We start from the raw sequence: 12,102 nt of genomic DNA on the forward strand, positions 1-12,102 counted from the left end.
TCTGCCATGTATCATAAACTGCAAAAACGTCCGATAGAAACGCTCGAACAGCTGCACTACGACCTGCAACTGGCCATTGAACTGGAATTCTCCACCTTGCCAGTCTACCTCACCGCCTTGTATTCCATTGAGGAAGGCACCAATCAGTGTGCCTATACAGTGATCCGCTCGGTTGTGATGGAGGAAATGTTCCATCTGACCAATGCTGCGAACCTGCTGATCGCCACCGGAGGCAGTCCGGCCATTAACAGTCCGGAATTTCTACCTACCTTTCCGACTAAGCTGCCTGACGGCGAAACCTGGTTTGAAGCAGATCTGCAAAAGTTCAGCCCTGAGGCACTGCAAAACTTCCTCAACATTGAAATGCCCGCCGCGTTGGCAAAAGAGGGGGATATCACCATAGGCGAATTCTATGCCGGTATTGAAAACGGCTTGCAAACGCTGCACGAACGCTACGGTCCGGAGCTGTTCCCCGCCGACTGCCACGACAAGCAAATCGCGCATAAGTATTACTATGGCGGCGGCGGAGAGATCACCCCAGTGACAGACCTGGCCTCCGCCAACTTTGCCCTCAATGCCATCATAGCGCAGGGCGAAGGGGTGCCAGATGACTGCTGGGATCCGGATCAGCCCTTTCCGCTGGGTGATACCACGGGCATAGGCAGCGGCGACCATCAGTTGTTTATGCAACCCAGAGAACTGTCCCATTACTACCGCTTTAATGAGCTGCTGTTGGGTTATCGCTATGCCCAGGGCGACACGCCTAATTCAGGACCAACCGGTCCGGCTATTCCGATTGATTATCACCAGGTTTATAACGTGGTGAAAAACCCACAACCGGAACACTACCAGCCTTACCCCGCGATTGCCCGGCTCGACACGGAATTTAACCTGACCCTGAGCCTGCTGCTGGATCAGCTTCATCTGGCCTTCAATGGCCAGCCAGACTTACTGGTTGCCGCCGTTGGCACTATGTTCGGGCTCAAGGAAAAGGCCCAAAGCATGATGCGGGTGCCCCTGCCCGATGACAGCGGACAATACGCTACGCCGACCTGGCGCTATATTGCCGCCAAAGACCGCCCGGGAGGATGCTGATATGACCACCAGACGCTTCGATCATATTATTGTGATCATGTTTGAAAACCAGTATCGCGGCTACGTGATGAATAACCCCTACATGCGCAACCTGGCTGCACAAGGGATTGAACTGACCAACAGTTTTGGCGTGATGCACCCGTCGCAGACCAACTATATTGCGTCTCTGGCAGGCGAGCTGTGCAATGTAACCGACGATGAAGTGCCGCAGCGTTTGCCCCAGCGTACTCTGGTCGACCTGATTGAAGACTCAACCCAGAACCTGGACTGGCGCGCCTATATGGAGAGCTATGTGGCGGGCTGGACGCCCTGGAAAGCAACTAACTTCACGCCCGTAAATAGCTATCCTTATGTGCTTAAGCACGACCCGTTTTCATCGTTTTCCCGCATCCTCGACAGCGAAACGCGCTGGCAAAAAATTGGCAACGAAGCACAGTTTTATCAGGACCTGCTCAACGACACCCTGCCTGAGTTTGCCTGGTTTACCCCCAATATGTGGCACGACGGGCATTACTTACTTGGCAGCAAGGACAATGACCTTAAAGGTGAACGCGCGCCGGTACTCGTGGATCAGCAGGCCGACTGGCTGAAGTCATTCTTTGCGTCGATTAACTTCCCTGGCCCCAACAGTAAATTGCCCGACAATACCCTGGTGGTCGTCACCTATGACGAAGCCGATTTTGAATCGGATTACGATACCAGCCAGAAGTACAAGTATTACTACGACGGGCCCAATCAGATTTATACGGTGTTGCTGGGCGATACCCTGACGCCGTCGCAGCAGCATGAGGGCTACAATCATTACTCCTTGCTGCGCACCATAGAGGAAAACTTCTCGCTCGGCACCCTGGGTAAAAACGACGAGCATGCCAACTATTTCCGCTTTTTGTGGGATGAGGCACTGCACTGGCACCCCGCAGCTTGCGTGCCCCACATTGAGCATGCCAGTGAGCTGCAAACCGCCAGCCTCGGTGACTTGCTCTATCTGTTTTACACTCGGGACGACAGACCGGGCCATCTGTATTGCACCAGCTTTGACGGCCATGCCTGGTCTGAGCCCTTACTGGCGCGGGAGGACTGTAAAGATCAGCTACAATTGAGTGCGCAGGACACTACCCTGGTGCTGGGCTATCGCGACCTGGACCTGAGAATTACGTTGCGAACGCTCACAGCAAATCAGGGCTGGCAATCCCTGGCTGCGCCCAGCGATGACTGTGTATCGGCCCTTGCCCTTCAGGTGTTGCCGCAAAGTCACGAGCTGCTTTTGGTGTATCGCGACCAGCAAGGCACTATGCAGGCTCAGCGCTATGCCCAGCAACAGTGGCAAAGCCAGCCACAAACACTGGTATGCAGGCCAGAAGGTGCATTTACTCTGGCCTCACTGGGCAGCAATACCTTGTTGATTTACCGTGAAGGCAGCGCCAATGCACTGGCCTGCCTGAGCTACAACAGTGCCGAATTTAATGTCACCGATGTCAGCAACAGCGCCTATGCCGGTCCTCAGGACAATGCCGTAAGCCATCAGTGGTCGGCTAACGGCTTTGGTATTGGCCACTTTTCGCAGGCACCGAGTAAACTCACGCCCGATGAGCCGGAGCCACAAGAACACAGTTACCAAAGTGACGGCCAGCTGGCCGCCGCCACGCTCGATGGCGTGCTGCACTTGTTCCACAACGCCCCCCATAGTCAGCAACTTTTGAGCGCTAACTTTTCGATTCCCGGCGTGCTCACCAGCCAGTTGCCCGTGTCTTACGATCCCGCTAAGGCAGATACTACCAGCAATGGCTACGGCACCATGGCCGAGGCGGGCTGGAGCGAACAGCAGCCGCTTAGCAACGTCCACCGGGATACCGCCAGCCCCTTATGCGCCGCGCGGTACCGCGATCAGCTGTGGTGCTTTTACCAAAGCAGCCAAGACCAGCAATTGCGCGCGCATGTAGCGGCCTATCGGTCGATACACAGGCACACAAATGGGGAGCAAGACTGAGACACGACAAAACATGAACACCATTAATCACTGAGTACAGACGAAGGCGGCCAGGGATCCCGTTGCCTTCGTGCAGTCACTGAAGGGATCAGCCTATGGCATACGGGATAAGCACCCACATGCCAGTAGCAACAAATGAGGACACCACCATGACTGACGTAACGCCCCCGGATCTTTCTAAACCTTTGCTGATCGACCCGGCACAGGATAACCCACCCGCGCCGACCACTGAGCTTGGCCCATTGCAACATCTGATAGGCACCTGGACCAATCAGCCGCTGGGTAACTCGGGTATGGGTGGCACAGACAAACCATTTTCTTACTGCCTGATGCCACTGCCCCAGGAAGCCAGCTATATTCTGAAAAACTTTGCTTATTATGAGGAACTGACTTTTTCAGCCATTCACGGCACGGCGCCTAACCGGGGTGGGTTAGGCACTCAGGTTGCCAATACTCTGTTTTATGAACAGCGCGTTTACTTTGCCGATGGCCCGGCCAAAGATCAGCTGGTGCATGCCGAAAATGGCTCACTGCTGTTCCTGACCGACCGAAAACAACTGCTGGGGCCTTATGGCAACGGAGAAAAGCCGGGGATCGGAACTGAAACGGTGCCTAATAGTGTGCCGCCCACACAAAACTATGACTTTATCAAGCAAATGTCGGTGCCACATGGTAACTCAATTCTTGCCAGCGGCCATTTCCAGTCTGGCACAGGTGTGCCGACCATTCCGATGCTGAGCAAGAGCGATGTCTTGCCCATGGGCCTGCCTCACGATGTCAGCACCGATCAGTACAGCACCAAAAGTGTCGGTAATCTAAATCCGGACTTTACCCTGAATCCCAACCAGCCGCTGACCAATGCACTGGAAGTCTCACCGCCTAAGAAGTTTATTCTGCTGGAAGTCGATACCGCCCACTCCGGCATTCCGGTCACCAACATTGGCTTTGAACAGCAACACGCCAACGTTAGCCGTTACGCCATCAGCTACTGGCTGGAATCACTCGATGGCAGTGATAACTTTACCCAGTTGCAGTACTCGCAAAATATCACCATGGAGATCCCCATTCAGGGCCAGTCCGTCACCTTCCCGCACATCACCACCAATACCTTAGTTAAAAAAGTCTAAACTAAGCGGGCATAAAAAAACCGGACTGCACTCAGTCCGGTTTTTCTCTAAACGCGCTTAGATGGGCGAACCCGGCGGCATTGGTAAGGCTTTAAAGCCCGCTGGCCATGTGCCGCTTTTCAGATACTGGGCCACCTGCTCAGCCAGGTAGGTTTCGAATGCATCCGCTTTAGTGGCGCCACCAAACAAGGAATCGTTGCTGTATTGCTCCACCAGCTGGTTGAGGTAAAAACGCAATTGCGCCTGCACCTCAGGTGCCAGCTTGTCGCTGCTGCTAAGCTCTGCCAGGCGGTAAGCCGTTAAAAACTGCACCCGCTGCGCAAGCTTAGTCGCCATGCCCGGCTGGGCTTTGGGCTGGAAAACATGCTGATAGAGGGTATTCAATACCTCGTCGCTGCTCAGGTGCGCGCGGTTGCGGGCCTCCTGCTGCGCCAGACGATTTAATCGCTCAGGGTTAAGCAACAAGCTCAGGGTATGCTGCGCCGCCACCTCCGGCAACGCCATGGCATCAAGCGTCAGGCCGGTGCGACCTTTCACACTCTCCCGGGTTTTATACTCACCATAGGCTTTGGGCGGGATCAGCGCCAATACCGATTCTGGGATCATCAGCTGCTCAGGCGATAAGGTCTCCAACAGGACCGACAATGCCGCCTGTTGCTTTGCCTTAGCCACCACCTGAGCGCCTTTCGGGCTCTGCTCGCCTCGCACTTCGTAGTCATAGTCTACGCCGCCAATCAATTTCACCGCCGACTCCACCTGATAACGGTGGAACAAATACAGCGGCACCAGCTTTTCTTCCAGCTGAGATAAAGCCTCACCGGTTTTGATGTTATTCAGGCCAAAACGGGCCAGCGCCTTTTGACGAATATCCAGCACTCGTGTTAATTCAGCAGCCGGGTCGTCACCGTTATCCCATAGGTGGGCGCTTGGGTGCGCTCCGCCTTTCGGACGGGCATCGGCATCCGAGATAAACTCCAGCCCCTTGCTCTTGTTTTCAGCCAAAATCGCCGCCAGTGCCTGAGCTTCGTCTTGTGCGGTAAAGTCACTGTAACCGTATTTGATCACTTGGGTATCCCACTCGCCCATGCCGGTGGCATAGCCTTTACTGATATCCAGCTCACCCTGTTCGTTCATGCCCACCAGCGGATGTGGATAATCCATTACCGAGGCACGCTCTTTTACCGACGCCGAGAAGTTATGGGCAATTCCCAGGGTGTGGCCGATTTCGTGGGCACTGAGCTGGCGAATGCGGTCCAGCGCCATAGCATGCAAACGCGCCGTCACTTCATCGCCTTTTACAAATGGCGCGGCTAAAGCTTCGGCTATCAGAATATCCTGACGCACCCGCAACGAGCCCAGCGTCACATGGCCTTTTATGATCTCGCCGGTGCGCGGATCGATCACCGATGCACCATATGACCAGCCACGGGTTGCACGATGCACCCACTGGATCACGTTGTAACGAATGTCCATAGGATCGGCATTTTCCGGCAGCACTTTGACCTGGAAAGCATTTTTGTAACCCGCCGCTTCAAAAGCCTGATCCCACCAGCGCGCGCCATCCAGCAACGCGGTTTTTACCGGCTCAGGTACGCCCGGATCCAGGTAATACACAATCGGCTCGACCGGCTCAGATACTTTTGCCGTCGGATCTTTTTTGTTTAAACGGTGGCGCGGGATATAACGCACATACATAGATTCGCTCAGTGGTGCCGAATAGTCTTTATGCTCTATGCTCCAGTAGCCCGACTGCGGATGAAATGCACGGGGTTGATAGTTATCATCCGGCAGTTCAATCAACGAGTGGTGCTGGTGGACAGTGACCGCATAAGGGTTCGCCGTGGCCTGCTTCACATATTCGCCGGGCTTGCTGCCCTTAAAGGTCAGCACCGCTTCCAGCTCGGTATTTTTCATAAAGGCTTTAGAGCGCGGCATATAGGTCGCGCTGCGGCTGGCGTCCAGACTGTAACTGCCCTGATTGCGCGCCGCCAGGGTGCGAGATACGCCATGTACATCCGATAACAGGTAAGGCGTGTAGTCAATCAGTACGCTGTCGTCATCTTCGGCCACCACCTTAAAGCCGTTTAAAATGCTTGAGGCAAAAGCCTCTTTTACGCTTTGCTGCTCTGCCGGATTGTCGGCACTGGCACGAAAATAGGTATTCAGAGCACGCAGCATCACCTTGTCACCAAAGCGCTCGAACTGCACCAGATACGTGCTGCCCAGCTGGCCTCTATCCAGGCCTATGTCGTTTGAGCCGACGCCATACGGCAGGCTATGCTGCAACAAAAATGGCTGAGCGAGCTTGTCGACATCGAGATAAATCTTGCCACTGGATGGGTCGCTGTAAAACGCATAGAACCCGGGAAAATGGTTGAGTTTGTCAGTAAATTCATCAATAGACTTAATTGCAGCGTGCGCTTGGGGTATCATAGCCAGCAGCAAAGCCGAGAACATGTGAGGTGCAAAGCGTGTTTTTCGCATTTTCTTATCTTTGTTATTTGAGGTTAGATGACTGGTACCCCTTTTGTATATTAAATCGTATACAAAATACAGTTATTTAGGACAAAATTCAGCGCTGTTTGTGGCCTGCTCTCTCACTCTTTCAGGGCTGCAACATAACCGTTATCAGGACTAAAATTTATGCGTAGACTTCCACCGGTGTTAATTGAAGACGGCTGTTCCCGTGAACTGGTTTCACTGATCCGAACCATTCTGGCTGCCTGTAAAGAAATCTCTTTCCGCGTCGGTCAGGGCGCGCTGTCAGGCGTGCTGGGTTCAACGCTGGATGAAAACATTCAGGGCGAAACTCAGAAGAAACTCGACGTACTGTCTAACCAGCTACTTAAAGACATTCTGCTGGAGTCTGGCTATGTAAAAGCCATTGCCTCGGAAGAAGAAGAAGGCACGGTAGCAGGTAACCCGGATGCCAAATTTATTGTCGCATTCGACCCGCTGGATGGCTCATCGAATACCGATATCAACTCGCTGGTTGGCACCATCTTCTCTATTATGGAAGCGCCAGAAGACGGCGATCCGGCCGATCCGGCTATCTTTATGCAGCCCGGCCACAAGCAAGTTGCCGCAGGCTACGTCCTGTACGGCCCGTGCACCACGCTGGCACTGACCACAGGTAAAGGCACCCGCATCTTCACGCTGGATAAAACCCACGGCAGTTTCCTGCTGACTGAAGAATTTGCCAAAATCCCGGCCGACACCAAAGAATTTGCCATCAACGCCTCAAACCAGCGTCACTGGCAACCGGCCATGCAAAACTACATCAACGACCTGCTGGCAGGCGACACCGGCCCGCGCGGTAAAAACTTCAACATGCGTTGGATTGCCGCCATGGTGGGTGACGTACACCGTGTACTATGCCGCGGCGGCCTGTTTACCTACCCGGCCGACACCAAAAACCCGGAAAAGCCATACAAACTGCGCCTGATGTACGAAGCCAACCCGATGGCCATGCTGGTAGAACAAGCCGGCGGCCTGGCCCACACCGGCGAGCAACGCATTCTGGATATCGACCCGGAACATATCCACCAGCGCGTGGCGGTGATCTTAGGCTCGAAAAACGAAGTCGAAGCGTGTCTTGGGTATCATAAGTAAGCTTTAGGATTAGTAGGCGCAATTTGGTTGCGCCTATGCTTGACTACAACGCCCCGATACTCACCTTTACTCCCTTAACTTCAAGTGCCTCTAACAATTTGTCAGGAATTATCGAAGAATTTGGACTGTGTAAAATATACAGATTTTCTAGCTGTTCAATTTCTAGCAAATCAGTCCAGTCACTGTCGTTGATATCGTTTAAACGATGCAACTCGAGCACTTTCAGACTAGGGAGGTTGGCCAAAGCCTTAAAGCTATCTACCTTGCAATCAAGTAATGCTAATTTTTCAACCTTCATATATTGCGGAAGAGCGTCAAAAGTTGCATTTGACAAACGTAACTCTTTCAAATTTGGCAAAGTCAGCAAAGACTTTTGCACTGCCTGACAACCGAAGTACACGCTGACACAACCGACGTTCACTAGATGAGAATAGTTGCATAACCCACTGACGCCTACAACAAAAAAACCCAACGTTGAGACCTCACTAAACTGTAATAACGAGGGCAATGTCGTATCGGTATCAATATTTATCAAATTCAGGAATTCTGTTTTAAATGCGGGCAATTGCTCCACAAACTGAGCGGTATTATAGTTTATGCTTACTCTGTCATAAAAACTCATTGGCAACGGCCAGGGTTCATCAGTTAAATACTCATCAACACACAACATATGTAGGTCGTCCAATATATTGGTAAACTGCTGTCTGTTTTTGACAAACTCCTTGGTTATATGACTAACCACATTGGTGTAAACTATTTCACCTTCAAGCAAAGCTTTCGTCAGATTTTTATAAGTCTCCTGCTTTACCCGCTTAGATAGCTTTATTGCGCTATTAATAGCAATGCGTGCTCGCGTATAAGGAGAGTGATTATGAATAAAAGGAACAGTAGCAAAAAGGTTGTTAAAAACCGCATCCAGTTGTTTACGGCTATTGCCTTGCAAAGTGAGCTCTTCAAAAACCAACAGCCAAACCTCTTCCCAGTTTGCATATCCAACACTCGCAACCAGCGGCTCATACACTTCCTTATTTTCTTCCTTAATCATCCCAAGATTCAGACTAATAAAATACGCTGCAAAGTATTCCTGAAACGATAGGTGACTAAAGCCATACAGCTCTTGCCCTTGCTCCAGCCCTTTAGGAATAATAAAGCCAGTGCGGCATTTTAAGTAGTCGATTAATTTAATGCACTGGAGTTTTGCATCCTGCACCGACATAACTTCTGTCAGTTGAAGAGCCAGAAACATCTCCAACTCGGTCTGGCTGATTTGCAGCAACATATCCTGCTGGCCAATCACGGGCAGAGCTTCACGTAGTTCCTCTAGTTTTTCTTCATCGCCTGACAAAGAATCCAGTGAGTCCTCAGGCAGACAAAGATCACCGGCGTGCATACAAAACGCCAGTTTGCCCAGCCAGTTGCGAATATCTTTATAGTCATAATGGTCATTAAAATCTGGTGCCACATTGCGCACTTTATCCATGGATTCCAGATAAGTGCCGACAATGCGCTGGTACAGCTCCGCCCGGCCATCGGGCAGCTGGCCGCGCCGCCACTGAATAAAGCAAATAAGATTCAGCAACACGGGAATACGCGACAGCAAATTGATTTGCTTAACATTGCCCGATACGTCATCGAGCTTTTCCTGAAACTCAAGCCTTCTTTCGTGCTGCGGCGGCAGATATTTCTCGGACCAGTTTTTGACAAAGCTGCGCCTTTGTTCAGGCAGAAAAGGCACCAGAAAGAGGGTTTGTGGCAAGTTTAACGCCGTATTCTGGCTGGCCAACATATCCTCTGCCAGCTTGTCAGAACCAGGAAATAGCTTTGAATACTCGTCAAGACCAGAAAATAGATTTGAGTACTTGTTAGGACCAGAAAATAGCTTTGAGTACTCGTCAGGACCAGGAAACGTGTCAAAACTAGCTAGTAGCTGTGAGTTATTGTCAGGACCAAGTCTTAACTTCGAATTGAAGTCATTAAAAAAACGCTGCTGAGCAGTAGCAGAGTCATCCACTGAACCTGCTTCCTGAGCCTTCTCCACTGAGGCTTCACACCAAAATTGAGACTGCTCAAACCCCACCACACGGCTGGTCATCAGTAGGCGGATTTTTGGATAATCACTCAGAAGCTGTTTGATTTGTTCAGCCAGCCAGGCTTTTACCCGGTCGGAGACCTCATCCAGGCCATCCACCATCAATAACACCTGGCCACAGGCCAGTCTCTCTTTCAGCACCTGGAATGCTTCACTGTCTCGTGCAATACATCCGGACAAAGACTTGCCCTTCAAGCGCAGGATCAGCTGAATAAAGTCATCGTTATCACAGGGCAAAATTGTGTCGGCGGTTAAATTGCGGGCCCGTAACAGCAGGGGAAATAACGGTCCGATACGGCGCCGGGCATAGTTATCACTCCAGTGACTGAGTGAGCACAATAACCATTTAAGCAAGGTACTTTTGCCAACACCGGGGTCGCCAAGGATAACCGCTCTGGGGTGCGTGCTGAGCATCTCGGCCACACTGCACAGGGGCAGTTTATCCAGTGCTTGTTGCTCCTCCCCTGCTTCCACCAGCTCTTCCGGTGAAATACGTTGTTCGCTGAGGTGTGGCACCACATAGAGCTCGTCAATATGCACCAGCACCTTATCGCCATCGCTGTCGTCCAGCTCCAGGCCTTGGTTGTCCAGATAAACTTCCTGATTAGTAATTTCATCCAGATAGCGATACAGAGCCGACTTATGCAAATCAATAAATTGCTCTGTCTCCGCTGGCTGATACGCTGGCAGCGCGGCATCTAAGGTGGTCGGTGCGTGGGGCATAATCGTTCTAACCATGGTTATAGTGCTGAATTAACTGATGCATCATATCACTAAGCATTGCCGGTGTTATACCTGCGCTATCGTGCAATCCGCTCTTTGTATCAAACAAACAGCGCAGTTTAAAAACGCTTAAATCGCTGGGGTGCTCATAATTGGCGTTGATACTGGTATCATGATGATCTTTATTGAGCTCTTTAAATACGGAACTGTTGTTATTAAATTGCTCGTTCTTGATTTCCTTACAAAAATCATAGATATCCATGCCCGCTTTCTCGCTTATTTCTATGCTTTCATAAATGCGCCGGTAGCTAACACTGAGGCTGGCCACTATTAACACCAGGGCAGACAACACAAATTCCCGTTTAAGCGCCTCAATGGACTTAAACTCCCGGTAAAATTCATTGGCATCCGCCAGCTCTCCCGCCAAACCGTTATAGTTACATTTACGAAAATAAGCCGCGACCCGGTTAGCCAGCATTTTTAAACGCCGGGGGTTAGCGGGTAAACAATCAAACTGCGCCAATACCTTTTGCAATTCTACAACCAGCTGAGGAGCGCCATTATCCCGATATAATTCTTCCAAATGCTGTATGAAAAACGACACTTTCTGACTTTGATTCGGGACGGGCAGACGATGGGCCTCCTGACATAACTTTTCCAGGTATTCCACGCCAAGATAGCTGTACTGGCTTTGTGCCTCCGCTTGTTGCTCTGGCACGAGCGTCATAAACTGACGCTGCAAAAAGCGCTCAACCTGTTGCTGATCGATGGCCATCACCACTGTACAATTAGGAATATTCAGATAAAGCTTCAGGCCTTCTAATAACTTGTACGCGACGTCGGGCTCACAACGATCCAAGTCGTCGATAAAGATCACCAGCTTTTTGCTCTTGTTGCGTTTTGCATCTATCAGCGTTTCTACCGCCTGTGTCAGTGCATCATTGATCTGATCGGCAGCGAGTCTGCTCAGCAGATTATCTTTTTCGTACTTTTCACCCATTTTCTGTATTTTGTCAAAACCAGACGCCCCCATAGACGCAGTTTTGATAACGCCATCAAATACCGTCAGGGCACCCAATACACTGATGTTGGTCAGCTTACCCACACTGTTGATGAACCTGGAGCCGGTCGAAAAATGGTTTTTAATGCAATGCAGCAAAGCAACGATGGGAGAGGCTTCATGCTGATAACGCCAGGCTTCAAACCAGATCCCGACACATTCCGCGCCTTTTTGCTGATTTTGCCTGCCAGTTTGTAGCTCATTTGGCGCAATACCCGTCAGCTCATTAAAAATGGCCGCCAGACACGAAGTTTTACCGCTCCCCCAGTAACCCGTGATAGCAATGGTTTTGGGGCTTTCTGAGTGCTTAATATCGTAGGTGACATTTTTTACAAATCCGGTTGTTCCCAGGTTGTCACACGGGATATGAGTAGGTTGATCGTTGTGGCTGTGGCGGGTGCTAGTCACT

7 protein-coding genes are annotated in these 12,102 nt (G+C 51.1%); 4 read left to right on the forward strand and 3 right to left on the reverse strand.

Translation table 11 applies throughout. The features are described from left to right. The first annotated feature begins 6 nt into the window (after positions 1-6). From L1285_RS05155 to L1285_RS05165, 3 genes are all read left to right on the forward strand, one after another. Positions 7-1,095, forward strand: a complete 1,089-nt coding sequence (locus tag L1285_RS05155; protein WP_235411234.1) for a ferritin-like domain-containing protein — start codon at positions 7-9, stop codon at positions 1,093-1,095. A 1-nt stretch (position 1,096) separates the two neighbouring features. After that, entirely contained in the window at positions 1,097-3,082 is a 1,986-nt protein-coding gene (locus L1285_RS05160) for an alkaline phosphatase family protein (RefSeq protein ID WP_235411235.1), read from the forward strand. Between the two features lie 95 nt (positions 3,083-3,177). Next, positions 3,178-4,209 carry a heme-binding protein gene (locus L1285_RS05165; protein ID WP_235411236.1) on the forward strand — a complete coding sequence of 344 codons (1,032 nt, stop codon included), beginning with the start codon at positions 3,178-3,180 and terminating at the stop codon, positions 4,207-4,209. 57 nt (positions 4,210-4,266) lie between these two features. Here the strand turns inward: L1285_RS05165 and L1285_RS05170 are convergent, their stop codons facing one another. Then, on the reverse strand, positions 4,267-6,693 hold the full coding sequence (locus L1285_RS05170; RefSeq protein WP_235411237.1) for a zinc-dependent metalloprotease: 2,427 nt from the start codon (positions 6,691-6,693) through the stop codon (positions 4,267-4,269). A 159-nt stretch (positions 6,694-6,852) separates the two neighbouring features. Between L1285_RS05170 and L1285_RS05175 the strand changes: the two genes are divergently transcribed. Continuing rightward, on the forward strand, positions 6,853-7,821 hold the full coding sequence (locus L1285_RS05175) for a class 1 fructose-bisphosphatase (RefSeq protein WP_235411238.1): 969 nt from the start codon (positions 6,853-6,855) through the stop codon (positions 7,819-7,821). Positions 7,822-7,864: 43 nt separating this feature from the next. Here L1285_RS05175 and L1285_RS05180 read toward each other — a convergent pair whose 3' ends face one another. Continuing rightward, the gene (locus L1285_RS05180; protein WP_235411239.1) at positions 7,865-10,648 is read right to left on the reverse strand and encodes an NACHT domain-containing protein; all 2,784 of its coding nucleotides are present in this window, start codon (positions 10,646-10,648) and stop codon (positions 7,865-7,867) included. Further along, positions 10,641-12,101, reverse strand: coding sequence for a KAP family P-loop NTPase fold protein (locus L1285_RS05185; protein WP_235411240.1), 1,461 nt, complete (start codon positions 12,099-12,101; stop codon positions 10,641-10,643). Before L1285_RS05185 ends, L1285_RS05180 begins: the two co-directional genes overlap by 8 nt. Position 12,102 lies beyond the last annotated feature (1 nt).

The sequence above is a fragment of the Pseudoalteromonas sp. DL2-H2.2 genome, assembly GCF_021532535.1.
Lineage (GTDB): Bacteria > Pseudomonadota > Gammaproteobacteria > Enterobacterales > Alteromonadaceae > Pseudoalteromonas > Pseudoalteromonas rubra_A.